Raw genomic sequence first — 23,561 nt, forward strand, 5'->3', positions numbered from 1 at the left:
CTTTGTAGCCACGCTCCGTGACTTGCTTGACCGCCTCGATTTTGAATTCTTCGGAGTATCGCTTTCCGCTCATTACCAACACCTGTAGATTTGCGTTTAGTGTAACGCTATCAGGCGTCTACTGTATCGGGGGCTTGCCAGACAACATTGAGTAAGCACTGCTGCAGCGCCTCCAGCACATTCACGGTTTCAACGTGCTGGATTGCTATACACGTCGTGGCTACTTGGGTAAAGGCATGGTGGTCACCCTGGATAAGTTCACCGCCGTGCGTATGTACGACAAGGTATAGCATCATTGGAAAGCTGAGCAGAGGCGCCTGCTGACACTAACCAGGGAGTCGGGCAACGAGGTGGAGAAGGCCCGCTTCAAGAACATCGGTATTTTCAATAAGGTGGCGGGTACGTTGCTAATTTGAGTATTCGTTTGCCCACCGCAGTGGGCTTTACGAATCTGTATGTGTTTCATATGCCGGACGAAACTGTGCGACTAATTTCGTCAAACTCACCCTCGGGGAAACTGATAATGAGGATGGTGTCTGGGCTATCATCATTCATTAGGTAGCCTGTCAGGTATTCACGAACCTTTGCCGAGAACCCTGTAAATCCCGAGGAGACGTTCAGTGCTTGGGTTTTTACAGTCTCAGATTCTGAAGCGGATCTCAGGGTTTTCAGAATATCGGGCGATGAGGCCACGTCGGCTGGTATTGGTTCGACCCGTAGGTATCCGATGGCTTTTCCATCACGAAACAGTGTTACGTCGTTTTTGTCGATACGAACGGCATCGAACAACTCCGACTGAATAGATACCGCATAATCCCTACTGGGTGAAAACAATATTGGCTGTGCTGATGTGCAACCGGTGAGGATAATTGTCAGAACGATGGGGGCGATGAGTTTCATTGTGCTTTCAAGCCCGTGATTGTCGTGGACAGTCTTCCAGGATATTCACCTAACAGTAATTGATGACAAAACTTGATCAAAAACATCATCTTTTACACTGATCGTGATCCAGAACTCGCTGTCGCCAACTACTGCAATAAATGCTGTGGTAAAACCTCGAAAAGACGAGGCGAAACCATAGGCGCCTTCGGGCAACGTTAACTCTCGTGGCGCGCCGGGACCTTTTTGCGCCTCCACAAATCCTTGTTTTACCTCATTGATGGCCGTTTCGGACTGCGGATTGGTCTTAACGGTCGTTATGGAGCCAATCAGGTCAGCCCCCTTCCAGAGTAAAATCTCAGACGGTTGAAGCTCTACAGTATTAAATTGGTCACTACTGATCCCAAAGCTTGTACTTGAGGTGGCTCGAAACTCGACAGTTTGGTTATTAAGCGAGGCGCAGCCAGAGATGAAGCCGGTCATCAAACAGATCAGCATGACAAATGTCTTCATTGCAGGCCTTCCTTTTCAATTAAGCGAGTCAAAGATTACAGGTTTCAATTGAGCAGCACGGAATCGTTTACACATTAAATTAACTCTTACATTACCCGCCAGAAAAGGTTCTCCAGATTTGCGAATGACCCGCATGACCCATTTTCTGAGTTTATTCGCTGGCATTACTAGGTCCTGTGGGTTGGGAACTGCATCGATCCAAGTGCTGCAATCTGCCGTTTCTGAAAGCAGCTGTACGATCAGAATGATCGTATCATCAGTGATAGCAGAGCTTGTAAATTTTCGGGCATTGCTTCGTCCATAAAAGGAACCGATGATCGCTTGAATAATGTCCACGTCGCTCTGAGTGAGAGAGTTGCTCATTTTCTTCGTCCTTGAAGGAGCAAAGCGCCGCTCATGACTGCTTATGCTGTCTGAAGCGACGCTTTGCTGAAAAGCTCAGTAAATTACCTTAGCCTTCGATCGGCGAACGCCAGTCGTCCGCACCGGAAGTACCGGCAACAGCGTGTTCCCAGGTCACTTTGCGGTAGGACAGAGACGCGGTTACCAACTGGGTGAAGTCAGCGCTGGCGGCGTCCTGGCAGTGCGGCATGTTGCAGTTGATGTCGATGATGGTGGCATCTTCCAGGATGGTGGAGAAGAAGTGTTCCTGCTTGCCTTCAACAGAGGTGCGGTACCACTTCAGCTCAACCTTCGGCAGCATTTCGCCAGACGCCAGGGCGTTGTACATAAGCGGGGTTGCTTTGTTCAGCGCAGAGGTGAACTTGAACGGCTTGTGAACGCGCTGACCGGAGGGCTGACCGGACTGCGGATCCGTAGGAACGGTCACAACGTGGCTGAATTCCTGAACCAGCACTTCGTCTTCGTGACCTTCAACGTAGATGTTGCCTACGGAGTCGGAGGTGAATGCGCCGGCGGTAATGTTGCCCTGAGTCTGGCCTTCGATGCTGATATAACAAGGAGTTGGCATAGTCTGCTCCATGACATGTGAATGAGTAAGTGTCCTCGGGATCTCCCTGGACACTTAACACATAACAAAGGCCGTGCCAGAAACATAAATGTCTTTAATAACAGTAAGTAACGGTTTCTAGGTTGATGGTCTGAGGCTGGGTAGGCAATCGGTTGCTGGCTTTGGGGCGAGATCTTGCTGGGCGGGCAAAAAATTGCTCAGCGTAGTCTGAAGCGCACGGGCAGGGCATAGGTGAAGGTCTGCCCTTTCATGGAGTCGGGGACTTCCGGCAGTGGTTCGGCCTCCTTGAGCATGTCCAACGCAGCATCATCGAGTAAGGCGTGGCTTGAGGAGGCGCGCAAAGAGTGGTGCACCAGGGTGCCATCCCGGCTGAACTCGAAGACCACAACCGGTGCGCCTTCCTGGCCAAGACGACGGGCACGGCGAGGGTATTCGTAGTAGCGCCCCAGATGCCGGCTCAGTTCCGTGAGATAGCGGTCGACATCGGAGGACTCTCCGGCAGTGAGTTCAACCTGCCGGTTGAGGCTTTCTTCTTCAGCGGTGTTTTCGGACACCTCCTCCGTACGCGTGTCGCTTTCGGGCGCATCGACCTGTGGCTCCGGTTCAGTCACTTCGGGTTGCGGCGTCGGTTCAGGTTCCGGTTGTGGTTCGGGCTCAGGCTCCGGCACAATTTCTGGCTCTGGCTCTGGCTCTGGCTCTGGCTCTGGCTCTGGCTCTGGCTCTGGCTCTGGCTCTGGCTCTGGCTCTGGTTTCGGAGTGGGTTCGGGGGGCGTTTCCTGTTCAACAGGCGGATGGGGTTCTGGCGTTTCGGGCTCGGAGTTGCCGGCCAGGGAAATCCTGATCGACGGGGTAGAATTTACGGCGGCATCTCCGAGCGGTTTCAGTTCGGGGATTCGCTCGGGCGTGGCGACTACCACCACAATTGCAGTGATAACAACGGAAACGAGCAGAAAAAGACAACGGACGGTTTTGCTGGCACCCATCAACTGGCGGGCTCCGTCAGCAGGATGACTTCCTGGTAGCCGCTCTCCTCCAGCACGCGAAGCAGCGATTCCAGATCGGACATGGCAATCTCGCGTTCAGCGGCAATTTTCAACGGGGATTCTTCATCCGGTGCTGGCAATGCTTTGGGCAGGCCATCCGCCGTTACGGTGCGTCCGTCGACTTGCCACTCGCCTTTTGCAGTGACGGTCAGATCGGCATAGGGTTGTTCATTACTGGCTTGTTGCCCGGTGCCCGGTAGCTCCGGCAACGGGGTGTCTGACAATTGGCCTGCCACGATAAAGAACATCAGTAGCAGGAACACCAGATTGATGAGTGGCAGGAGAGCGTCCTCGAGACGCTCCATCAAGGACTTTCCCGAGGTGACGGGCGGTGGTACCAGATCCGTCATGGCTGCTCCGCAGCGCCAGGTGTGCGCTTCCAGTGGGTGGTAACACCACTGTCAGTGAGTTGGCTGTAGGCCTGGGTAAAGTGGGTCAGTTGGGTGGCAGACTCTGTGGCGAGGTTGATTTCGCTGACGCCGCCGGCCCGGAGTTGCTTGACCAGCCCATCCACCGCATAGGTTTCTCCCTGCCAGCGAGCTTGGCCGTCACGTTGAATGACCACTTCGGGGATTGGCTCTCCGGTTACTGAACTGGTGTCGCCGGTGCTGTTGCTAAGCTCCATGAAACTGACCGGCAGCAAACGGCTGGTGAGCATGAAGAACACCAGCAGAATGAAGACCACGTCAATCAGTGGGGTGATGCGGATCGGGATCGGGCGTGCCGGGCGTGGTTCAACCAGTTGCATTGGCCAGGCGACCCTGATGCTCTTCCCCGGAATACTCCACTGCGCGCCCAGTCCTGGTGGCAGCCGGTGCCGTCTCGTCCTGGGTTTCCTTTTGCGGTTCGCTTTCTGTGGCGACGGGGACCGAAAGGATGGTAACCAGTGCGCTATTAATGGTTTTCTGGATACGCCGCAGGCGGAATTCAATCCAGGCGGCCAGCGCGGCAAACGGAATGGCGATAACCAGGCCGGCCGCGGTTGTGGTGAGTGCTTCGTAGATGCCGCCGCTCAGCTGGGAGGCATTGGCGCGCCCTTCGGTGGCAGCCATAGCCCCAAACGCCTCCATCATGCCCAGAACGGTGCCTAACAGACCCAACAGCGGTGCCAGCGCGGCAATCACTTCGATGATCTTAAGCGGCGCCTCGAACGGTTCGAGGGCCTCATGGGCGTCCCTGGCGACGGACTCCCGAATCTGCTGGGGATCGGTGCCGGCATTGCGGGCGTTCATAGTGTTGACGATCAGGTGGTACAGCGGATTCAGTTGGGCGTATCGGCCAGCGGATCGTTGAAGGTGCTCCGCCACTTTGCCGTCAGGCTTTTGTTGCCATTCTGTAATGGCTTTTTTAAGTTTGGAGGTGAACCTCGGCGCAAAAAAAGTGCCGAATAACATGAGGTAAAGGAAGGTGACGACACCTGCCAGGGCAATGGCCAGCAACACAATCATGACGGGGCCGCCCATTTCCAGCAGCTGACTGACCGGGCCGGCGCTGATTCCGGTGGCGTCGGCGAGCAGGGACTCGGACATTGGGGAAACCTCAGTTAAGAAATAGGTCTAAATAATAACGATTATCATTGAAATTGCAAGTTATGTAACCTGTTCAGAGCCGAGTCTCTGTTAGACTTACCAATATTAAATCCTCCAGTAATCGACACCTTATCCAGTGAAAAACAGATATTTATCACGAAGGGGCATCAGCCCGGACCTATCCTGTGTTCGTGAAGCCGGAGTCACGCCGCTGTGATGATAAGACGCTGGCTCGCAAGCCTGGTCAACCGTGCGGTTGCCTTTGTCATCCTGGCCATCGTGCTGGCGGCTCTGGCAGTGGCTGTGGTCAGTTCTCTGGTGGGACGCTCGGAGCTGGCGGGGCAGACGAGGGAACAGGTAGAAACCATCGCAGAACTGGTTGCCAGCGATCTTGATGCACGCCTGGCCCAGCGCCGGGATACCCTGACTCATGTCGCGGAAGGGTTGACCATGGAGGAGGTGGTGCTGCGCTCCCGCTCCCGCCTTCTCATCCGTCGCGAGATTGCGCTGCAACATATGTTCGATGGGATCTACGTGTTCGATGCCGGTGGCAAGGTCATTGCCGAGTATCCGCAAAGCTTCCGGCAGACGGGGCTGGATATCAGCGGCCGTGAGTATTTCCGGCAGACCTCAAGCCAGCTCACCTCCATAATCAGTGACCCTTATGTGTCGAACTATCGCGAGCGGCCCGCCGTTATGATGACGGCGCCGATTTTCGATCACCGTCAACGGTTTATTGGCGTGCTGGGAGGAGCGGTTTTTCTCGACGGCGACAACTTCATGGAAGACACCAGCGGTGTGCGTATCGGCAAAACCGGTTATGTCAGCATTGCCACACGTTCGGGTGTAACCCTGGGCCACGGCCGTACCGGTGAAACCATGGTGCCGCTCAGGCTTGAAAACGAGGCCTACAAGAAGGCCATGGCGGGTTTCGAAGGCACTGTGCAGACGCTTGACCAGGAAGGCACCGAAACCATCACTTCGGTGCGGCAAATGTCACAGGTGCCCTGGTTTGTGGCCGCGGTGTGGCCGGTGAAAGAGGCCTATGCGCCGCTCAGCCGGTTGACGGACAGTTTTGCACAGACTCTGCTGATCGTGATTCTGATCGTGACGCCCTTGGCGCTGGTGGTGTTTCGTCGGTTGATGGCGCCCATGCGAAATCTGGGGGTCCAGATCAGTGAGCGCCATCTGGGGATACGGACCGAGCCGGTGGACGTTCTGGGAGGCACGGAAATTCGACAGGTTGCGGAAACCTTCAACACCGTGATGGAAGAGCGTGACGAAGTGCTGTCCTCCCTGGCCGAGCGTGAGGCCTTTTTCCGCTCGCTCACCCAGAGTGCGCCGATCGGCATTATCCAGACTGATGTTCTGGGGAGGATTGAGTTTGTGAACCCGGCGTTTGAGCGGATCATCGGGGTCAGCTCCAATGACCTCCAGCACACCCCCCTGATCGAAGGTGTTTATGAAGAAGACCGGGCTGGCACGGTTGAAGCGTGGCGGGAGGCGCTGCGTAGCAAGATGGTGTTTCGGGGTCGTTTTCGCCTGAAAAGTCGCAAGGGTATTGATCTGGTATGGGCGGATGTCATGACGTCGGTGATTGAGACGGAAGAGCGTTCCCTGGGTACCATCACTGTGGTCAGGGACATCACCCATGAACTGGAGATCGAGGCGGAGCTGGCCGAGGAACAGAAACGCGCAGACAGCATTCTGGGCGTACTGCAGGAAGGCGTACTGATGGTGGATGCCGATGGCATTATCCGATACTCCAACGAAGCCGCCTATGGGTTCCTGGGATTGGCCGACAGTGGTGAGCAGCGGAACTTTTTCACACTGGTATCGATTGAAGACGAGAATCGTCGCTGGGAAGCGGACGATTTCCTGCGCAGTGCTGATGTCGATAGCCTGTATGCCACCCTGCGAAACAGGACAGGCCAACTCTTCGATATAGACCTGGCAATGCTTCATCTTCGCCGGAAAAGTCATAATCACCGTATGGTGTTCGTGATCCGGGATGACAGCGCCCGCCGTCGCGAAGAAGAGCGGCTGTCCTGGGAAGCGACCCACGACAGCCTGACAGGCTTGCTCAATCGCCGGGCGTTCAATTCGTCCCTGGTCAAATGTCTGATGGATACCAACAAGAAAACGGCGGCCAGCGTTTTGATGCTGATCGACCTGGATTACTTCAAGCCCGTCAATGACGAAGGCGGGCACTTGCTGGGAGATGATCTGCTGGGGCGACTATCGGACCTGCTCACGCAGTCCGTTCGCCAGTCGGATACGGTGGCACGCCTCGGTGGCGATGAATTCGGCATCATCCTGCCCGCCTGTGGTCAGCAGCGCGCGGTCGAACTTGCCGAGAAAATCCGTGCCGGTATTGAAGCCCTGCGCATAGAACAGGATGGCAGGACGTTTGGTGTGACTGCCAGCATCGGCCTGACCGAGATCTGTGACGCGGATTTGGGCCCCCGGGAAGTCGTTGCACGTGCCGACGAAGGTACATACGCCGCCAAGGCCCGGGGGCGTAACTGTGTGGTTACGATGTCCCTGCCGCTACGGCAGGAGCCGGATTGATCACCACCATCCCGCTGAGCCGCCTGCCTGCCACAGCAGACGCAGTGCGAGCAGGCTCAAAAGAACGTTGAACACGCGGCTGAAATACCGGTTGCTCAAGGATTTGAGCACGTGAAGCCCCAGCCAGGTGCCGGCAAAACCAAAGCCGATCATGGCCAGTATGAACATCAGCCAATCGCGGAAAACGAAACCGGCGAGGCCAAAAACCAACGCCTTGGGTGCGTGCTGGAGCGTCATCGCCATGGCGAATGTCGCGACGGTGGTGAAACGCTCGGTGTGCATCTGCTTGATAAAGGATGCCACCAGGGGACCGGTTGCGCCCACAAACAGGGAAATGAAACTGGTCAACGCAGAGGCAAGAAAAACCCCGACACTGCCGAAGGCACTTCGTGGCAGGGCCGGGCCCCAGCATAGGTAAAGCACGAAAACGCCAATGGTCAGTTGCCACAGATAGGGCGGCAGGTCGATCAGCAACCAGGCGCCAAGTCCTGCTCCGACCAGTACCCCCGGTGCGAAGGCAGCAATGGCTTTCCAGTCGGTATGCCGCCAGGTCAGTGTGGCCCGCCCGGCATTGGAACCCAATTGGATCATACCGTGAACCGGTATGATCGCCGCCGGTGGTATCCAGAACGCCATCAGTACCAGCAGCAGAACACCGCCCCCGGCGCCAAGGCTGGCGGTAATCATCGAGGTAATGACAGAACTCAGCAGCAGGAAAACGGCCGTTGCGGTGTTCAGGCCTTCCGGGATGAGCGTCAGTTCCAAGGCGGGCTCCAGGTTTATGGACAGAAGCGGGTATCAGCGAGGCGTTCGGTTTTGCACAGCGCCTCGGTGGCGAGTTGAACATCCGCCACATAATACAGCGAAGCGAGCCCGAAGCGATCCCTTCCCAAATTGTGGAATACCATGCCGAAAGCGATGTCTCCCGCGCTGAATCGCTCATGCTCCTGAGCAAAGTAAGCCGCTGGCTTCGACAGCGTTTCATCCTCTAGCAGGGACTGAACACGGCTGGCACCGCCGTGGTAGGCCTGAACCAGAAGCAGCGTAAAAAGCTGACCCCGCTTATCGTCGGGGAGGTGACCAAAGCGCGCCTCGAAGGGCGGCCTGAGGTTGCGAGCATTCTGATCCATCAGTTTGAGCGCGCAGTCAATCTGTGCCAACCGGTGCCAGTGATTGGCGGGTTTGATTCGACAGTCGTTAAGCGCAGAGGGTGAGAGTTGAAGTATGCCTTTGGCGTTGGCGGCGGAGTGCGCCCGTTGCTGGCCGCTGCTTTCAATCAATACCTGGCCGCCGAGATATTTTGGCAGGGTCGCTGGCAGGTTGAGCCGCTGCTGCTCTTCGCGCAGACCATAAACATACATCAGTGCCTCGTGGAGGGGCCGTGGCGTTTCCTGAGAGGCGAATGACAGATCGTCCCAGGCACCCCATATCAGTTCCGACGGCAGGGTGCCAAGGTAGCGTGCCACGGCTTCCTCCAGATTGACGTGCGGCTGTCGACAGGACAGCGCGAAGGGATACCCGGTCTTGTCAGGCCCCCCCGGGGTCCAGTCGTCAGCGCGCCCAGAGGCTGCCAGAGAGGCTCTGGTATCATTCAGACGAACCTGGGTGGCCTCGCGGTCCGAACCATCGTCGATGTAGCCAAGGAATTGGCCACGCATATCGAACAGAATATGCCGATCGGGGTCACTGCAGTAACCGGACTCCTTCAATACCCAGCGGCGAATGGTTGTGATGTTCTGGTAAACCCCCTGGCTTGACCAGTAGGGTGAGCTGCGAACAACGCTGGTCCAGTTCTCGGCAGGTTCCGGGGGCTTTTTACTCGCTTGCGAAGTGGACGCGATAATAGATGTGACTATTATAACGACAGCAAGTAGGTAAGACTTAAAGCTCATGTTCATAAACACCGGTTTCCCCAATCTCCCGAAAACAGAATAACAAACGGAATCGATCATGAAGCAATCCGAATACCTCCGGTACGACGCGGTAGCGCTTGCCGACCTGATTCGCCGCGGAGAAGTCGCGGCCAGTGAAATCTGTGAGGCGGCCATCAAACGTGCGGCCACGGTGAACGGTAAGCTCAACGCCATCTGCCACCCCCAGTTCTCCGACGCACTGAGCCAGACGTCTACACCGGATAGTACCTTCTCGGGCGTTCCCATGCTGCTTAAAGATCTGGCCCAGGAACAGCAGGGCCAGCCCTGTACCTACGGCAGCCGGGGATTGAAGAAAAACATCGCGTCCCGGGATTCGGAGTTTGTGCGCCGCGCACGGGCTGCGGGCCTGATATTCCTGGGCCGCACTGCAACGCCGGAGTTCGGGCTGAAGGCGGTCACCGAATCGAAACTCTGGGGTGCCTGCCGTAATCCATGGGATACGGAGCGGACACCGGGTGGTTCCAGTGGTGGCTCCGGTGCTGCGGTGGCGGCGGGTATCGTACCCATGGCGGGCGCCAATGACGGTGGCGGCTCGATTCGTATTCCGGCGGCTTACAACGGGCTGTTCGGGCTGAAACCGTCACGCGGTCGGATCTCCTCCGGCCCCTCGGTGGGTGAGGCATGGACGGGCGCCTCGACCGATCACGTGGTCACCCGCACGGTTCGGGACAGCGCCACCATGCTGGACGTACTGGCTGGCCCTGCGGTGGGAGATCCCTTTGCCATCGCACCACCGGCCGCACCCTATGCCGAGCTGATACAGCGGGCGCCACGCCCTCTCAAGATTGGTGTTTTTACTTCGTCGCCCTACGACACCGACGTGGCAAAGGAGTGTGTGGATGCGGTTGAGGAGACCGCACGCACTCTGGAAAATCTCGGCCACCGGGTGGAGTATGCGCGCCCGGAATTCGACGGAATGGCCCTCGCCCGCTGTTATCTGGGGCTGTATTTCGGGGAAGTGTCCACCCTGATGGACCGCGCGAAAGCCGAGTTTGGTGCCCGCGATGACGACTTCGAGCTGGATACCCGTCTGATCGGAATGTTGGGGCGGACCATGCCATTACCGGACTACGTGCGCCGTCGCCAGCAGTGGAACGATTTTGCTCGCGCCCTGGGGGCCTTCTTTGAAGGTTACGACATGTACCTGTGTCCGACAGCTGGCCAGTTACCGGCGAAGATAGGCGAGTTGGATACCCCATCCCATCTGCAGGTGGCTGCCCGGCTGATGTTGCTGCTGAAAGCCGGAAAGTTGGTACACCGCAGCGGGCAAGTGGACCAGATGGCCATGGAAAGCCTCGCCCGCACGCCCTTTACCCAACTTGCAAACCTTACCGGTACCCCTGCGATGTCTGTCCCGCTCGCCTGGACAGCAGCCGGATTGCCGGTGGGGGTGCAGTTTGGCGCTCCGCACGGAGACGAAGGCACGCTACTTCAGCTGGCGGCACAACTGGAAGAGGCCAACCCCTGGTTTGGACGCTACGAACTGCTGGAAGCAATGATCTGACGCCACGCACTGAAACAATAAATAACGCATTGTGATCCAGGATCAACGTATCCACGTTTATCTTTATGGCAGGAACAGGCTATGCTGTGAGTCAGGAGGAGCCCATTCTTCCTGAACGACCCTGATGGCATCGAGGAGGCGAGCGTATTATGAACCAACCGATGGCAATCGACGAACTGGTGTCTGTAGCACAGGCCGAGGCCATGGGGGAGCTTGATGCCCCGATGATGGCGATCGTACTGTCCAGCGAACAAAGCTACGACTTGCCCATTAACTCTCTTGAAACCGATGCCGACAAGGCCCGCTGGGGACTGATCCTACGCGCGGCCCGAGAGCATGTGGAAGCCGATGCGGTTGCCGTGCTGTACCCTGCGTGGACCACCATCCGCAGTAAGAAACCGGCGAAAGCCGAAGCAGGGTCAGAGGACACCCAGTCAGTGGCAGATAGCGACGAAGAGCAGCCTGCGCGCGGTGAGGATCCGGCAGAGCCCATCGACACACTGTTTGTGCAGTTGCACACCCGCGACCGCATCTACTGGCGTGGCTTTGAGCAGATCCGTGATCCCAAACACCAGCGCATTATCGGCTTCCGACGGATCAAGGCCCTGTCCACGGAATACGGTCGTGACGAAGCACCGTCAGTAACCTCCTGGCTGAACACCCTGTTTGAGCCGCTGCCTGATGAAGGCGAGGAAACCGAGGTGGATATGGAACTGGCGGACCTGCTGGATGAACCGGAGGTCAGCGCCGCTCTGTACCCCCGCCAACTCCGCGCCCTGCACTGATTAATCAGCCGTTGGGAGCCCCGGTGTCGAAAGGCACCGGGGCCAGGCTCAGATGGCCATTGCTCTCTCGGCCACCCAGTACAGGCTGATCGCGCCTACTGCAATCAGTGTGAGCGGAACGACCGCCTTGCCGTAAAGGTGTGTTTTACCCCAGAGGTAAAGCAGCGGGAAGGCAATAACCAGCAGACCCAACTGCCCGAGCTCTACGCCAATATTGAAGCCGGCGAGGGCCAGGACGGTCTGGGAAACACCGCTGGTGAGATCCCCCAAAACGCTGGCGAACCCGAATCCGTGTATCAGCCCGAATCCGAAGGCCAGTTTCCAGGTTTTCCTGCCCAGTATCGGCCACATCACGTTCATGGCTGCCACCGCTATGGACAGGGCGATGATGGTCTCCACCCAGGCGATGGGCAAGCGAACAATGCCAAGGGCTGCCAGTGCCAGGGTGACGGAATGGGCCGCCGTGAATGCGGTCACGATCCCCGTCAGTTCCCATAGCCGCTGCTTTAGCCCGACGGGTGTACTGCCATCGTTTTTTCTCAGTGTGGCTGGCAACATCAGCACTAACAGAAACAGTATGTGGTCAAGGCCGATGAGCAGATGGATGATCCCTTCGTACAGGAAGGTTCCGAACAGCTGCAGGCTTCCCGGTGCGTCTCCGGCGGAGAGCGCCAGTTGGCGGCTGTCAGGGCCTACTACCCCGAGTGTGCTGGCCCCGTCGCTTTCCAGGCTGATCAGGCCGCGATGCAACGGGTCCTGTGAGAACAAAAGGTTGTATGTCAGGGTGTCAGGCGTGGCGCCATCGGGACAGCTAATGGTGTAGAGACCGGCGGCATAGAGGCCATCGCTATGGCTGGAAAGGCCCCATTGCTGGCCGGTCAGGCGGCAATCAACCTGGGCGCTGGACAAGGTTACGCCCTGCTCCACCCATCGGGTAATTCGGTCCCGGCCAGCACGCAGCTCTGCACCACTGAGTTGGCGATCCCCGTTCCGGTCCAGCGGCAAGGCTACCGCCACGTCCCGGAGTGCCACATCGATCCGTATCTCGGCCCGGTCCTGGTTCAGGTAGATAAAGCTGTCGCTGGCCTTGTGGGCCCATGCCGTTCCGGAGATCAGGGCCAGCAGGACCATTGATACCACAAGGCTACCCCATTGTTTCATATCCCTCATGATCCAGCCTCCGGGTAGCGGGCATCGGTTTGCCCCTGTTCTTTCAGCCAGGATCTCACCTTCCGGGCTGGCTCGTTGTTACCCGCCGCATCGGCGGCACGCAGCAGCAGCCGGGTATCGAGGGGCTCGCGTTGGCTGCGCCAGTTGTCCGCCGCAAAGGTCAATGCGGTCTCGGCGTCGCCCTCCACATCAAGCTGGAAGCGCGCCATGTCCCGCTGGTGCAACAGGTTTCCGCGCCAACGCGCCTCTGCGAAGCGTTCCCTGAGGCTTTCCGCCAACGTCTCGGCATTCGGGTGCTCTGATTCAGCCATGGCAATAGCCCGAATGACGGCCAGCGAATCCACCTGTTCATAGTTGTCGGTTAGGGCCAGTACCTTGTCATTCTGGTTGCGGCCCAGATACCAGTCTGCCAGTTGGGTGCGGGTATACAGGTCGTCAGGCGCGATGTTAAGCACCGTTTGCCAGTGATCCGCCGCGGCGGGGCTGCCCATCTGAGCGGCGATATCCCCCAGAGTTCCTTCCGCCCAAAGTCGGCTAGTGACATCGGTACTGGTTGTGTCTGTCTGGCGCTTGAGCGTCTGATAGGCTGCTTGGGGGCTGCCCGTGCGGGCATCAACCTGAGCCTTGCAGCTGTCAGCAATCAATCCGGGGTAGGATTGTTGCAACTGTCCGCAATGCTTTCGTGCGTCTTCGTAATTGCCCTGAACGATTTCCAGGTTGGCCAGGAGCAGGCGAGCCTGGTTTTTCTGGAGTATGGCCCTGGATTGGGCAATGACGGTTTCCAGGTCTTTCCTGGCGCTGTCAAAACGGTGGAGGCTCTGGTCCAGCGTTGCCCTGAGGGTAAGCAGTTGGTCTGTCATTTCTCCGGGCCATCGCTGCAACATCCCGTCGGCATAGCCCAGGAAACGGGGATCTCCGGTGCTTCTGGCACGGGAGATCTGATTTTGTACGGTGTCTGCCAGTTGCTCTGGCGAATCCGGTAATTCGGAAGCGGTCAGTGCCGGCTCTGGCAGTTCAACAAGAATGTCGGTGTCGGCAAAATCTGTCTCAATCGGCCCCGGTGAAGCGGTTGCGAGGTTTGAAAAACCGGCCATCAACCACAGCCCGACACAAAAAGCCCCGCCCCGAAGGGCAGGGAATGTGCTCGCCGGCTTCAGGCGTACTGAAGGCCGGCAAGGGGTCCTATTGGATGAACAGATCGTCGAACGCCTGTTCATTATTCTGGTCATTGAAGTTGAACTCCTTGTCGTTGATCTGAACAGCTGCACGAGTATTGTTCGTGTTGCCGATCTGTGTCTTCACGAACGCCGTGAAATCAACCGCAGGGTCCGGTCTTGGTTCCCCGCTGCCACCAGAGCCGCCGAAACAGCCCCCCAGCATTGCGACCACAACAGCCAGAGATGAGATTTTCAGAAGCGCGTTCATCGTGATCTCCTGTTAGCTGTTGGGTGAACCGGCGATCGGTGTGGCCAAGTACGGGAAGACTTCCTGGAGTTCGGCCGGGTCAAGCTGCACGCCATCGGTGTATCCAAGGTCACCGTCTGGAGCGTCAGCTGGATCCGCCAGAACGCCCATGGCAACACGCAACGCGATATCCACCGTGTCGTCCACCGGGCGGCGACCGTTCGGGAAGCCGGCACTATCGGCACCGAGCACCCCGAGATCGTTCTGACTGGCTGGTGCCGTGGCCGCGACAGCCGGGTTCAGACGCAACATCTCTGAGGCAGTTACACCCTGGGGCTGGTTCAGGTCCGGCACGCCGGTCAGGAACGCGGTAACTAGGTCGTTGCGTGGGAAGTTATTGGGCGCTGTTACGCCAAACAGGGCTTCCAGCAGTTCTGGCAGTGTGGGATGCGTGACATAGGTGGCGAACTGGCCATCGTTCATTGGCTCACTGGCGTTGAACTGGTCTTTATCCTTCAGGCCAATAACAACCTCGTTGACCAGCGGCATGCCCAGGCGGGATACCTGAGTCAGGGCTCCTCCTTCTACCGTCGCCCCCTTGCCGTTTGAGGTTGGCGCCGGGTTGATGACCCGTGCCTGGCGCACGCTAGCTGTGGTCCAGCCGCCGATGACCGGGTCGCCAGAGGCCGTGGCCGCTGTTCCTGTCAGGCAATCGGTCGGCACCTCCATGGCAAACGAGGTCACGTTCTTGTCTGCCAGGTCATTGGTTTCGGCGTTACGCGGGCCGAGCGGGTTAGTGTTAACCAGGTCGAAGATCTCACCAAGGTTAACCGCGAAGGCTTCCTTACGCTGACCCACAAACACCTTACCGTTGGTGCTACAGCCGGGAATGGCCATCTCAAAGATATGCTGGTTGGCGTAAGCTTCGTAGCCGCCGGGGAAAGACTTGCTGCCGATGTTGTCCAGCGGCTTGTCAAAGGTGGCGGTGCCATCTGTAACGTTGGTCGCGGTTTCGACAGTACCGGTACGACGGTCGCCCCGAATCACCGAGACGGTGTATTCCTGGCTGAACTGTACATTGGCTTCGTTGCTGGCATCACCAACATTCTTGAGCGGAACGGAAACCATTTTCTTGTCGCCGTCCGGTCCCACTGGCAGTTGGATGTCGTTCAGGTTATCCGAGAACTCAAAGCGGAACGTGAGGTTTTCCTGTGCGTTGCCGCTGTTGTCGATGTGGATTTCATAAACCGCGTCTTCATCCAGATCGAAGTAATTGGGACCTCCATACGCATCCTGCAGCGGCAGGTAATTCGCGATCAAGGTGACGAAATCCGCACGCCCCGTCTCATAACTGCGGAACATGTAGAAGTCGGTGCCGTCTACTTTTGGTGTTTCGGTAATAAAGGGAGCTTCGCGGTGGCTTGAGGCATTTGCTGTGCCGGCGCTGATACAGAGTCCGGCAACCGCAATGGCGAGGCCGGAGCGTTTTAGTAATGTATTCATTCCGTTTTCCTCTTCTATTGTTGGTGTTGCAAGGGAGGGTACGGAGCGATAACAGAAAAGGATGCAGTTCTCACAAAAAGAATTTGAAAGCGTCCTCTCCGGAAACGGGCTGACATATTATGAGTATGAGTGCACCACGTTCAGCCAAAACGTGCGAGCCGAGTGTCAGTTGGCGTATCGGCCCTGGTTTTCAAAGCGTTACTCTTCAAGTCGAGCCGGAACGACTATGCTCCATAGTGACTGTTTGATTTCAGGACCAACAACATGCTCCATCGCACCCAATGGGTAGCCGACGCCATTGCCCGCATTGATGCGGATTTCAATCGTTCTGCAGACACTCATCTGATCAAATTGGACCTGCCGGGCCTTCAGAACGTCGATATTTATCTCAAGGATGAGTCGACCCACCCTACCGGCAGTCTGAAACATCGGTTGGCACGTTCACTGTTCCTGTTCGGGCTCTGCAATGGCTGGATTACGCCAGGCACCCCGATCATCGAGGCTTCGAGTGGATCGACAGCGGTCTCCGAGGCCTATTTTGCCAGACTCCTCGGGCTGCGGTTTATCGCGGTCATGCCCCGAACGACGTCGGCACAGAAAATTGCCAAAATCGAGTTCTATGGGGGCGAGTGTCACCTGGTGGAAAACGGCAGTGAGATCTACGCGGAATCTCAGCGCCTGGCCCGTGAGCTTGGTGGTCACTACATGGACCAGTTCACCTACGCTGAAAGGGCAACAGACTGGCGGGGTAACAACAACATTGCCGAGAGCATTTTCGAGCAGTTACGACGGGAACCGCACCCCATACCGCGCTGGATTGTTGTCAGCGCGGGCACCGGTGGCACGTCGTCAACCATCGGGCGCTACATCCGCTACGGTGGCCATCTCGCCCAGGGCTGTGAGCTGTGTGTGGCGGATCCGGAAAACTCGGTTTTCTATGACGCCTTCGCCAGTGGGCGGTCTGATATTGTCGGGCAGTGCGGTTCGCGCATTGAGGGTATTGGCCGCCCCAGGGTTGAGCCCTCTTTCAGCCCGACAGTGATTGAGCGTATGGTTCGCGTACCTGATGCTGCGAGTTTTGCCGCGCTCCGATATCTGGAACGTCATCTTGGCCGGCGCTGTGGCGGCTCGACAGGTACCAACCTGATTGCCACACTGAGTCTTGCCAGCGAGATGCAAAGCGCCGGAGAGGGCGGTTCGGTTGTCACGCTTCTGTGCGATGGTGGCGACCGATACACCGATACCTATTTCAATCCCACGTGGCTTGCCAGCCAGGGCCTGGAGTTAACCAAGTGGGAAACAGCGCTGGACGACTTTGACCAAAGCGGTGTGTTTGAGCCCGATCTGATGACCTGCATGCATCCTGGTGGGCATTCGGAACGTAAGGTCGACTAATACCTGTAGAACCAGACAAGGGATCGTATCGATGGTAACCAGCAACTCTGAGCAGGATGATCTGATGGGACTGCTGATTGCAGTGTCCCGGGAAGACCGACTGGCCTTTCAGCGGCTGTATGAAAAAATTTCCGGCAGGATGTTCGGGCTTTGCCTGAAACTGGCCAGTCAGCGGGATCTGGCAGAAGAGGCCGTCCAGGATGCCTTTGTGCAGATTTGGCACCACGCCGGTGAATATCACAGTGAGCGTGGTGCTCCCCTGAGCTGGATGCTGACGATCGCACGCTATCGCACACTCGATCTTATGAGGAACAGGAAATCGAGGCCGACGTCCGGCGACGCCCATCTTGAGCGTGTTGCCGATGAACGTGACGGCCCGCTGGACGAATCACTTCGGGTAGCGGGTACCGCCGAGCTTCGCGGGTGCCTGGATGAACTCTCGGAGACACAGCGGGACAGTATTCTGTTGTCCTATTACCGGGGGTTTACCCACGATGAACTCTCCGAAGCCTTGAGTTCTCCCATTGGAACCGTAAAAAGCTGGATTCGGCGCGGACTAATGGCTCTGAAGAGGTGTCTGGAACGATGAAAAAGACACCGGAAAGAATAGAAGCATTGGCCGCGGAATACGTGCTTGGCTCCCTTCATGGGGCGGCCCGCCGGCGTTTCGAGCGCTGGATGATGGAGTCCGTTCGAGTCCGCCAGGAAGTCTGGTTCTGGGAAGAGAAACTGGGGCACCTGGGCGCACGCATTGAAGAAGAACAGCCTCCGGCGTCGGTCTGGGCTGGAATCGAACGTCGGCTTTGGCCTCAGACGGGTAACGCTGTGTCCGCAGAAGCAGCGAACGACGCGTCCGGCCGCTGGTTCTGGCCCGGCTGGAGCATGCTGGCAACGGCTGCAGCGTTGGTGCTGGCCGTTATCCTGGTGCAGCAGCCGGAACCCGAGATGGATGATCGTCTGTCGGGGGCCATCGTACAGGCGGACGTGAGCGACCCCCTGTGGCTGGTCAGTGAGTCATCGCTCGACAGACAACTGAAACTACGCCCTGTTGCCGCGACGGCTGCCCAGCAGGGCAAGGATTATGAATTGTGGATCGTGCCTGCGGATGGTCAGCCTCTGTCTCTCGGGGTTATTCCGGTAGGCGGAACCTACCAGGTAACCCTGGACGATGAGGCGCGTGCGCTTCTCAGCAATAGCCGAACACTGGCGATTAGCCTGGAGCCGGTGGGAGGCTCCCCCACCGGCCAGCCGACCGGGCCGATCCTGCACGTTGCGAAACTCTACGAGCTCTGATGGCCCGGAAGAGGGGGCTGGGTCGAAAACAGAGTAATGTATAGCTGGCGGTCTGGGCAAAGTGGCCGCCAGCTTGAATTCTGGCCGCAATAATCAGTTGTCAGTTCCCTCGAACATCCTGATCCTCGCGTTATTGAGATGATTCTTCATCGCTGATTCTGCTTTCTCGGCATCGCCATCGATGATATGTCTTAAAATCGTATTGTGTTCATCCTGAACCAGCGCCATACGATTGCTGTCAGAGGATTTTAGTGACAACGTCCGTGTAATGTTCATCCCTTCTTTAATATTTTCCCGAAGCGATTTCATCACCGTCGAGTAATAGTGGTTGTTGGCGGCCTCAGCAATGGCGAGATGGAATTCAAAATCTTCTTCGCTGGCTATGGCATGAAGCCTGTTTGCTTCATTGATCTTTTCAGCTGCTGCAACGATACGACCCAACTGATCGGCTGTACGTCGCGTAGCGGCAAGACCTGCTGCGCTGCCTTCGAGATTGGTGCGAAATTCAAAGCACCGTTGAATATCTGAAATGCTGGATATTTTTGAGAAGGAAAGAACGGTGTCATCTGGGCGCTTAATGACAAAACTACCCGACCCCCGCCGGGACACAATCAAATTGTCTTCTTTGAGCCGAGTCAGCGCCTCTCTCAACACGGGCCGTGAAACGCTGTATTTTTCGCACAGCTTTGCCTCACTGGGAAGCTTCTCGTTTGCCGGGTATTCGCCATTGATGATGGAAACCAGAATTTTCTGGTAAGCCACCGACGAGAGCGACCGGCTAATATCTTGTTTTTGCATCTGCATAGTTAAAAGACCAGAACAGGGTGATTAGCGCCGAAAAAGACAACTTTTAGCAACTCTGATTGCCATTCGGACCAAGCAGTCCTCGACACAATAACTGGCAGTATTTTTGCGATTTCTGCGCGTGCTATCAACAAAATAGCGTAAAAGGCACCAAACTCTACCACTATGAAGCGTTTTTCAGCAAGCTAAACTCCGAGTGTTGACTTCCTAAGGGCCTTCATACTGATTGCAGCCATACAAATTATTACAAAAATGGAAAAGTTGTAAAAAGTTGTTTGATTTGTAAAATCCCATAACGTACAGTCGAGAGTGTGTTCCATTCGATCAAGGTAAATATGCATGACAACAAGTAATCAATATATGCAGATAAGTCAGCGAGTTATCGATGACCTTCGTCGTGTGTCGACAGCAACGCTGCACACCGCGCTCTTCAAAAGGGGCTTGCGCAACACCTACATCCAAGGTGTCAGCCTGATCAACAAGCAGAAATTAAAGATGGTCGGCCAGGCATTCACCCTGCGCTATATCCCGGCTCGTGAAGACATTGACACCGTTGCGGCGTTCAAAAGCCCTGAGCACCCTCAGCGTCTGGCCGTTGAAACCGTCCCGGAAGGCATGGTGCTGGTTTCAGACTGCCGACAAGACGCAACAGCTGCTTCTGCCGGAAGCATCCTCCTCACTCGTCTGGAAGTTCGCAAGTGCGCAGGTTTTGTTTCCGATGCGGGCATCAGAGATTTCGACGACGCATCTGAAATGAACATGCCGATTTTCTGCGCCAAACCGAGCGCCCCAACCAACCTGACCAAGCACCACGCGGTAGACATACAAGTATCGATCGGTTGTGGCGGTGTGATGGTTAATCCTGGCGATGTGTTAGTCGGCGATGGTGACGGCATCATCGTCATCCCTCTGGAAATTGCACAGGAAATTGCCAAAGAAGCACTGGCGATGGAGGTCTTCGAAGATTATGTGCTGAAAAAAGTTCGGGCGGGAAGCAAGGTCATTGGACTGTACCCTCCCAACGCAGAAACCCTGGAGGAGTACAACAGCCAAAAAGCATAGCGGTCACCAGGCCCGGGAGGTGGAAACAATAATCCACAACGGTATTCACGCCTCGCTCCTAAAAGATTGCTGTAAGAATTAAGTGCCTATAAATAACAATCAGACAAAAGAGATATAGCCATGATTTTACGAAGATTGAAGAACCAGCTGGTTTGCGTTATCGGCGCTTGCCTGCTCGCCTCAACCGTCGCCGCGGCTGATTATCCTTCCCGCGACATTCGTCTTATCGTACCTTGGCCAGCCGGCGGTGGCGCCGATGCCATATCGCGAAAGCTCGCTAACATTGCCGAGCAGCAAATGCCGGTTTCTATTTATGTAGAAAACATCGCTGGTGCCGTGACCGCTTCCGGTTTGATGCAGATGACCCGTGCTCGACCTGACGGTCACACCATTGGTGTTCTGACCTACGACAGCGTGATCACCCTTCCGCGCGGCAAAATGGTTCCAGGCTATTCACTCGACGATATGGCCCCGATCGCTCGAATCACACGCGAAGCTGACGCCGTAGTGGTCTCGAAGAAGTCTGGCTTTACCGATTTCAAGGAACTGATTGAAGCAGCCAAAGCAGAACCCAACAGCGTCCGCGTGGGCGTTGCGCCAAGAGGGTCAGGGCCTTTTCTTGCCGTCCGCCGTCTCGAAAAACAGGCCGGGGTTAAATTCAATGTGATCACCTACCCTGGGTCCTCCAGTGCTGAGGCCGAAGCACTGCTGTCCGGTGAACTGGATGCCGCCATTTCAAGCCTGGGTGACTTTAGTGGCGTCATCGAATCAGGCGATGTGAAAGGGGTGGTAGAGCTTTCATCAGAGCAGAACCCTTCGTTTCCAAGTGTTCCACCCATTAACACCTTAGGCTATGAGTTGGAGACGGGCAGCTTCGTGTTGCTGGCCGCTCCGAAAAATACGCCAGACGCCGTGATCGATAAACTTGAGTCGTCTTTCAAGCATGCCTTTGAGAGCGAAGAGTTTCAGACCTGGGTAGCGGGTGTCGGCGTAACGCCGAGCTGGCTGGGCTCCAATGATGTGCAGGCGTGGATCGATGAGCTGCAATCTGAAACGTTCAAAGTTATGGACGAACTTAATCTGTAACGATGTGGCGCGCATCCCCCTGTAACGCTGATAGGGGGATGCCCAAGGGTGCATGATATGTTTTATATCTATAAAAAAATCATCTTTCAAATTTTTATATTTATCGTTTCAGTTGGCTATCTCGTCACTGCTATTGACCTTGGAAGTCCAACTGTCGACGGCCGTCTTCAACCCTCCTTTTTTCCGCTGATTGTCGGTTCTTTTGCAGTGCTGTTTAGCGGAATATTACTGTTCAAAGAATGGGACCTTGTAAAAAGACGTGTGGCAGATGCGGGTGATGAAAGTAGTCCATTCGCTGCTCCAATAATCATTCTATTGACCTTCATTTACATTCTTGCCTTTTCAGCTATCGGATATTTCATCCCTTCAGTGCTGTTTGTTTTTTCGATGATGTTGATGTTTTCCGAAAAAGAAAAGTTTGTTCAAAAGGCCATCATTTCAATCGTGATCGTCACGCTTGGGTACTTCATATTCGAACTGCTTTTCGGCGTTAGGCTCCCGGCGTTTGGGGGAGGTAACTGATGGAATTTATTACGCTTGTAGCGGGCAGTTTCACAAAGCTGCTTGACCCTCTGGTACTGGCCTACGTTGTCGCAGGTTTTATAATCGGTACCATTTTTTCCGCGATTCCAGGGTTGACTGCAACGCTGGCGTTGGCGCTGTTATTACCTCTGACATACAGCCTGGATGTCACCATCGCATTGATGGCCTGCGCCAGTATTTATATGGCGGGTATGTGTGGCGGAAGCATTACCGCGACCACCATCAATATCCCCGGTGCGCCGTCTTCAATGATGACCGCTCTGGATGGCTACCCTCTGCAAAAGCAGGGCAAAGGCGCGTTGGCACTGGGACACGCAGCCATTGGCTCGATGGCCGGAGGGGCTTTGGGCGCTATGCTGCTGATTGGCCTCGCGCCCGTCATTGCCGAGGCGTCGTTACTGGTGCAGACCACCGGTAAGTTCTCGTTGTTGGCGTTTGCCGTGATCGTTATCGTCATCGCGCAACGCGGCAAGATGATTAAAGCAGCCATGGCAGCCTGCATTGGTTTAATGCTGGCAACGATAGGCCTGGATGCGATGGAGCCGGTTACCCGCTTCACCTTTGGGTTTGGCAATCTCACGGCAGGTATTGACCTGATGCCAGTGATTATTGGCACCTTTGCGATCAGTGAAATACTGATTCAGGTCGGGGCTGCAAAAGAGACTCGCAAAACCGAAGAAGCGATGAACAAGGTTAAAATCAGACGTCGCGATTTCATCCCCCCACTAGCGTCCATTCGTGACATTGGCGTTGTCTGTTACCTCAAATCGGCGTTGATTGGCTATTCGGTTGGCACACTGCCTGGAGCCGGTGGGTCGATGGGTAGTTTTCTGGCCTACGTTGAAACGGTACGTACTTCCTCAAACCCTGAGAGCTTTGGCAAGGGCAATCCAAAAGGCATTGCGGCATCCGAAAGTGCCAACAATGCGGTTTGTGGGGGTGCCCTGGTACCGATGCTGACATTCGGTATTCCTGGTGATCCGATAACCGCAATCATGCTCGGGGTACTGGTGATTAACGGCATTCAGCCAGGCCCTCAGTTGATGGCCGGGCAAGCTGATTTGATTGCGCCGGTACTCGCCTCGCTGCTGTTCAGCGCCCTGATATTGATTCCCCTAACGCTGTTCCTGCTGGGGCCCTATTTCATCAAGATTGTCTCGATCCGCAAGGACGTACTCTATGGAGCGATCGCACTTCTTGCCGTGGTGGGCAGTTACGTTGCCACGTATTCCACGTTCCAGATGATGATGACATTGGTGTTGGGTGTGCTGGCGTACTACATGAGAAAGCATGATTTTCCGGTCATCACGATGCTGCTGGGGTTCATTCTTGGCCCCAATCTGGAAGAGTTTTTGCGACGCTCGCTGGCCCTTTCCAATGGCAACCCGATGACGTTTTTTACCAGTCTGGACAGTTTGTTCTTCGTCGTTCTCACGCTCGTGTTTGTTTACTTTCTGGCGATCAAAAAGCCGCTCAAGAAACCAGTTGGTGCTGCTCAGAGCACCTGAAGTAGCCATTAAGCCAGCCTTACCCGGTGACTCCAGTCTGCAGGGTAGGGCTTAGAGTCGATACG

At 56.1% G+C, this 23,561-nt stretch carries 26 protein-coding genes; 10 read left to right on the top strand and 16 right to left on the bottom strand.

What is annotated here, in order from left to right; all coding sequences use genetic code 11:
- The 9 genes from AC13D2_RS02695 to AC13D2_RS02735 form a co-directional block, all read right to left on the bottom strand.
- Window positions 1-73: transposase (locus AC13D2_RS02695; RefSeq protein WP_482938217.1), on the bottom strand; the 73-nt coding region annotated here is incomplete at its 3' end.
- A 389-nt stretch (window positions 74-462) separates the two neighbouring features.
- Window positions 463-900: a hypothetical protein gene (locus AC13D2_RS02700; protein WP_292047143.1), complete on the bottom strand. Its 438-nt coding sequence runs from the start codon at window positions 898-900 to the stop codon at window positions 463-465.
- 45 nt (window positions 901-945) lie between these two features.
- Window positions 946-1,392: a hypothetical protein gene (locus tag AC13D2_RS02705; protein WP_292047144.1), complete on the bottom strand. Its 447-nt coding sequence runs from the start codon at window positions 1,390-1,392 to the stop codon at window positions 946-948.
- Between the two features lie 15 nt (window positions 1,393-1,407).
- The gene (locus AC13D2_RS02710) at window positions 1,408-1,755 is read right to left on the bottom strand and encodes a hypothetical protein (protein ID WP_482938189.1); all 348 of its coding nucleotides are present in this window, start codon (window positions 1,753-1,755) and stop codon (window positions 1,408-1,410) included.
- A gap of 88 nt (window positions 1,756-1,843) precedes the next feature.
- Window positions 1,844-2,362, bottom strand: coding sequence for an Hcp family type VI secretion system effector (locus AC13D2_RS02715; protein WP_250086986.1), 519 nt, complete (start codon window positions 2,360-2,362; stop codon window positions 1,844-1,846).
- 197 nt (window positions 2,363-2,559) lie between these two features.
- A complete protein-coding gene (locus tag AC13D2_RS02720; RefSeq protein ID WP_482938190.1) occupies window positions 2,560-3,345 on the bottom strand; it encodes an energy transducer TonB in 786 nt (261 codons plus the stop codon).
- Window positions 3,345-3,755: an ExbD/TolR family protein gene (locus AC13D2_RS02725; protein WP_292047151.1), complete on the bottom strand. Its 411-nt coding sequence runs from the start codon at window positions 3,753-3,755 to the stop codon at window positions 3,345-3,347. The genes AC13D2_RS02720 and AC13D2_RS02725 overlap by 1 nt, the downstream gene beginning before the upstream one ends.
- Window positions 3,752-4,153 carry an ExbD/TolR family protein gene (locus AC13D2_RS02730; protein WP_292047153.1) on the bottom strand — a complete coding sequence of 134 codons (402 nt, stop codon included), beginning with the start codon at window positions 4,151-4,153 and terminating at the stop codon, window positions 3,752-3,754. Before AC13D2_RS02730 ends, AC13D2_RS02725 begins: the two co-directional genes overlap by 4 nt.
- Window positions 4,140-4,934 carry a MotA/TolQ/ExbB proton channel family protein gene (locus AC13D2_RS02735; protein WP_292047155.1) on the bottom strand — a complete coding sequence of 265 codons (795 nt, stop codon included), beginning with the start codon at window positions 4,932-4,934 and terminating at the stop codon, window positions 4,140-4,142. Before AC13D2_RS02735 ends, AC13D2_RS02730 begins: the two co-directional genes overlap by 14 nt.
- A gap of 216 nt (window positions 4,935-5,150) precedes the next feature.
- Between AC13D2_RS02735 and AC13D2_RS02740 the strand changes: the two genes are divergently transcribed.
- Window positions 5,151-7,505: a diguanylate cyclase gene (locus AC13D2_RS02740; RefSeq protein ID WP_482938218.1), complete on the top strand. Its 2,355-nt coding sequence runs from the start codon at window positions 5,151-5,153 to the stop codon at window positions 7,503-7,505.
- On the opposite strand, the gene AC13D2_RS02745 is transcribed toward AC13D2_RS02740, so the two are convergent.
- Together AC13D2_RS02745 and AC13D2_RS02750 are read right to left on the bottom strand one after the other, a co-directional pair.
- Window positions 7,506-8,270 (bottom strand): sulfite exporter TauE/SafE family protein, encoded by a 765-nt coding sequence (locus tag AC13D2_RS02745; RefSeq protein WP_482938191.1) that lies wholly within the window; start codon window positions 8,268-8,270, stop codon window positions 7,506-7,508. It lies immediately after the preceding gene.
- Between the two features lie 14 nt (window positions 8,271-8,284).
- On the bottom strand, window positions 8,285-9,403 hold the full coding sequence (locus tag AC13D2_RS02750) for a hypothetical protein (RefSeq protein WP_420390112.1): 1,119 nt from the start codon (window positions 9,401-9,403) through the stop codon (window positions 8,285-8,287).
- Window positions 9,404-9,455: 52 nt separating this feature from the next.
- Between AC13D2_RS02750 and AC13D2_RS02755 the strand changes: the two genes are divergently transcribed.
- Both AC13D2_RS02755 and AC13D2_RS02760 read left to right on the top strand, forming a co-directional pair.
- On the top strand, window positions 9,456-10,943 hold the full coding sequence (locus AC13D2_RS02755; protein ID WP_482938192.1) for an amidase: 1,488 nt from the start codon (window positions 9,456-9,458) through the stop codon (window positions 10,941-10,943).
- 149 nt (window positions 10,944-11,092) lie between these two features.
- Window positions 11,093-11,728: a hypothetical protein gene (locus AC13D2_RS02760; RefSeq protein ID WP_036202020.1), complete on the top strand. Its 636-nt coding sequence runs from the start codon at window positions 11,093-11,095 to the stop codon at window positions 11,726-11,728.
- A gap of 48 nt (window positions 11,729-11,776) precedes the next feature.
- On the opposite strand, the gene AC13D2_RS02765 is transcribed toward AC13D2_RS02760, so the two are convergent.
- The 4 genes from AC13D2_RS02765 to AC13D2_RS02780 all read right to left on the bottom strand — a co-directional run bounded on the left by AC13D2_RS02765 (window position 11,777) and on the right by AC13D2_RS02780 (window position 15,805).
- Entirely contained in the window at window positions 11,777-12,898 is a 1,122-nt protein-coding gene (locus tag AC13D2_RS02765; RefSeq protein WP_292047170.1) for a HupE/UreJ family protein, read from the bottom strand.
- Window positions 12,895-13,992, bottom strand: a complete 1,098-nt coding sequence (locus AC13D2_RS02770; protein ID WP_292047172.1) for a tetratricopeptide repeat protein — start codon at window positions 13,990-13,992, stop codon at window positions 12,895-12,897. The genes AC13D2_RS02765 and AC13D2_RS02770 overlap by 4 nt, the downstream gene beginning before the upstream one ends.
- An 88-nt stretch (window positions 13,993-14,080) precedes the next feature.
- Window positions 14,081-14,323 carry a hypothetical protein gene (locus tag AC13D2_RS02775; protein ID WP_292047173.1) on the bottom strand — a complete coding sequence of 81 codons (243 nt, stop codon included), beginning with the start codon at window positions 14,321-14,323 and terminating at the stop codon, window positions 14,081-14,083.
- 12 nt (window positions 14,324-14,335) lie between these two features.
- The gene (locus AC13D2_RS02780) at window positions 14,336-15,805 is read right to left on the bottom strand and encodes a DUF4331 domain-containing protein (protein WP_300498967.1); all 1,470 of its coding nucleotides are present in this window, start codon (window positions 15,803-15,805) and stop codon (window positions 14,336-14,338) included.
- Window positions 15,806-16,069: 264 nt separating this feature from the next.
- Here AC13D2_RS02780 and AC13D2_RS02785 point away from each other — a divergent pair, with 264 nt between their 5' ends.
- The 3 genes from AC13D2_RS02785 to AC13D2_RS02795 are packed head-to-tail and all read left to right on the top strand — an operon-like array spanning window position 16,070 to window position 18,493.
- The gene (locus AC13D2_RS02785) at window positions 16,070-17,200 is read left to right on the top strand and encodes a PLP-dependent cysteine synthase family protein (RefSeq protein ID WP_367187241.1); all 1,131 of its coding nucleotides are present in this window, start codon (window positions 16,070-16,072) and stop codon (window positions 17,198-17,200) included.
- A gap of 31 nt (window positions 17,201-17,231) precedes the next feature.
- Window positions 17,232-17,789 carry a sigma-70 family RNA polymerase sigma factor gene (locus AC13D2_RS02790; RefSeq protein WP_007155142.1) on the top strand — a complete coding sequence of 186 codons (558 nt, stop codon included), beginning with the start codon at window positions 17,232-17,234 and terminating at the stop codon, window positions 17,787-17,789.
- Window positions 17,786-18,493: an anti-sigma factor gene (locus tag AC13D2_RS02795; RefSeq protein ID WP_292047181.1), complete on the top strand. Its 708-nt coding sequence runs from the start codon at window positions 17,786-17,788 to the stop codon at window positions 18,491-18,493. Before AC13D2_RS02790 ends, AC13D2_RS02795 begins: the two co-directional genes overlap by 4 nt.
- A gap of 93 nt (window positions 18,494-18,586) precedes the next feature.
- Here AC13D2_RS02795 and AC13D2_RS02800 read toward each other — a convergent pair whose 3' ends face one another.
- A complete protein-coding gene (locus tag AC13D2_RS02800; RefSeq protein ID WP_292047183.1) occupies window positions 18,587-19,297 on the bottom strand; it encodes a FadR/GntR family transcriptional regulator in 711 nt (236 codons plus the stop codon).
- Between the two features lie 339 nt (window positions 19,298-19,636).
- On the opposite strand from AC13D2_RS02800, the gene AC13D2_RS02805 reads away from it, so the two are divergent.
- From AC13D2_RS02805 to AC13D2_RS02820, 4 genes are all read left to right on the top strand, one after another.
- On the top strand, window positions 19,637-20,359 hold the full coding sequence (locus AC13D2_RS02805; RefSeq protein WP_292047185.1) for a ribonuclease activity regulator RraA: 723 nt from the start codon (window positions 19,637-19,639) through the stop codon (window positions 20,357-20,359).
- A 135-nt stretch (window positions 20,360-20,494) separates the two neighbouring features.
- The gene (locus tag AC13D2_RS02810; RefSeq protein WP_300498966.1) at window positions 20,495-21,445 is read left to right on the top strand and encodes a Bug family tripartite tricarboxylate transporter substrate binding protein; all 951 of its coding nucleotides are present in this window, start codon (window positions 20,495-20,497) and stop codon (window positions 21,443-21,445) included.
- Window positions 21,446-21,502: 57 nt separating this feature from the next.
- Complete coding sequence (locus tag AC13D2_RS02815; protein ID WP_292047190.1) at window positions 21,503-21,967, top strand: tripartite tricarboxylate transporter TctB family protein; 465 nt, start codon at window positions 21,503-21,505, stop codon at window positions 21,965-21,967.
- Window positions 21,967-23,496 (top strand): tripartite tricarboxylate transporter permease, encoded by a 1,530-nt coding sequence (locus AC13D2_RS02820; RefSeq protein ID WP_482938193.1) that lies wholly within the window; start codon window positions 21,967-21,969, stop codon window positions 23,494-23,496. Before AC13D2_RS02815 ends, AC13D2_RS02820 begins: the two co-directional genes overlap by 1 nt.
- The last annotated feature ends 65 nt before the right edge of the window (window positions 23,497-23,561 follow it).

The organism is Marinobacter sp. B-12 (assembly GCF_056857915.1).

Excerpts from the sequence above, each read along its gene's own strand:
- AC13D2_RS02730 (WP_292047153.1), bottom strand. The coding sequence starts at position 4,153 with ATGCAACTGGTTGAACCACGCCCGGCACGCCCGATCCCGATCCGCATC.
- AC13D2_RS02700 (WP_292047143.1), bottom strand. The coding sequence starts at position 900 with ATGAAACTCATCGCCCCCATCGTTCTGACAATTATCCTCACCGGTTGC.
- AC13D2_RS02775 (WP_292047173.1), bottom strand. The coding sequence starts at position 14,323 with ATGAACGCGCTTCTGAAAATCTCATCTCTGGCTGTTGTGGTCGCAATG.
- AC13D2_RS02725 (WP_292047151.1), bottom strand. The coding sequence starts at position 3,755 with ATGACGGATCTGGTACCACCGCCCGTCACCTCGGGAAAGTCCTTGATG.
- AC13D2_RS02755 (WP_482938192.1), top strand. The coding sequence starts at position 9,456 with ATGAAGCAATCCGAATACCTCCGGTACGACGCGGTAGCGCTTGCCGAC.
- AC13D2_RS02820 (WP_482938193.1), top strand. The coding sequence starts at position 21,967 with ATGGAATTTATTACGCTTGTAGCGGGCAGTTTCACAAAGCTGCTTGAC.
- AC13D2_RS02795 (WP_292047181.1), top strand. The coding sequence starts at position 17,786 with ATGAAAAAGACACCGGAAAGAATAGAAGCATTGGCCGCGGAATACGTG.
- AC13D2_RS02785 (WP_367187241.1), top strand. The coding sequence starts at position 16,070 with ATGCTCCATCGCACCCAATGGGTAGCCGACGCCATTGCCCGCATTGAT.
- AC13D2_RS02780 (WP_300498967.1), bottom strand. The coding sequence starts at position 15,805 with ATGAATACATTACTAAAACGCTCCGGCCTCGCCATTGCGGTTGCCGGA.
- AC13D2_RS02740 (WP_482938218.1), top strand. The coding sequence starts at position 5,151 with ATGATAAGACGCTGGCTCGCAAGCCTGGTCAACCGTGCGGTTGCCTTT.
- AC13D2_RS02715 (WP_250086986.1), bottom strand. The coding sequence starts at position 2,362 with ATGCCAACTCCTTGTTATATCAGCATCGAAGGCCAGACTCAGGGCAAC.
- AC13D2_RS02750 (WP_420390112.1), bottom strand. The coding sequence starts at position 9,403 with ATGAACATGAGCTTTAAGTCTTACCTACTTGCTGTCGTTATAATAGTC.
- AC13D2_RS02735 (WP_292047155.1), bottom strand. The coding sequence starts at position 4,934 with ATGTCCGAGTCCCTGCTCGCCGACGCCACCGGAATCAGCGCCGGCCCG.
- AC13D2_RS02790 (WP_007155142.1), top strand. The coding sequence starts at position 17,232 with ATGGTAACCAGCAACTCTGAGCAGGATGATCTGATGGGACTGCTGATT.
- AC13D2_RS02815 (WP_292047190.1), top strand. The coding sequence starts at position 21,503 with ATGTTTTATATCTATAAAAAAATCATCTTTCAAATTTTTATATTTATC.
- AC13D2_RS02720 (WP_482938190.1), bottom strand. The coding sequence starts at position 3,345 with ATGGGTGCCAGCAAAACCGTCCGTTGTCTTTTTCTGCTCGTTTCCGTT.
- AC13D2_RS02805 (WP_292047185.1), top strand. The coding sequence starts at position 19,637 with ATGACAACAAGTAATCAATATATGCAGATAAGTCAGCGAGTTATCGAT.
- AC13D2_RS02765 (WP_292047170.1), bottom strand. The coding sequence starts at position 12,898 with ATGAGGGATATGAAACAATGGGGTAGCCTTGTGGTATCAATGGTCCTG.
- AC13D2_RS02705 (WP_292047144.1), bottom strand. The coding sequence starts at position 1,392 with ATGAAGACATTTGTCATGCTGATCTGTTTGATGACCGGCTTCATCTCT.
- AC13D2_RS02710 (WP_482938189.1), bottom strand. The coding sequence starts at position 1,755 with ATGAGCAACTCTCTCACTCAGAGCGACGTGGACATTATTCAAGCGATC.
- AC13D2_RS02800 (WP_292047183.1), bottom strand. The coding sequence starts at position 19,297 with ATGCAGATGCAAAAACAAGATATTAGCCGGTCGCTCTCGTCGGTGGCT.
- AC13D2_RS02770 (WP_292047172.1), bottom strand. The coding sequence starts at position 13,992 with ATGGCCGGTTTTTCAAACCTCGCAACCGCTTCACCGGGGCCGATTGAG.
- AC13D2_RS02760 (WP_036202020.1), top strand. The coding sequence starts at position 11,093 with ATGAACCAACCGATGGCAATCGACGAACTGGTGTCTGTAGCACAGGCC.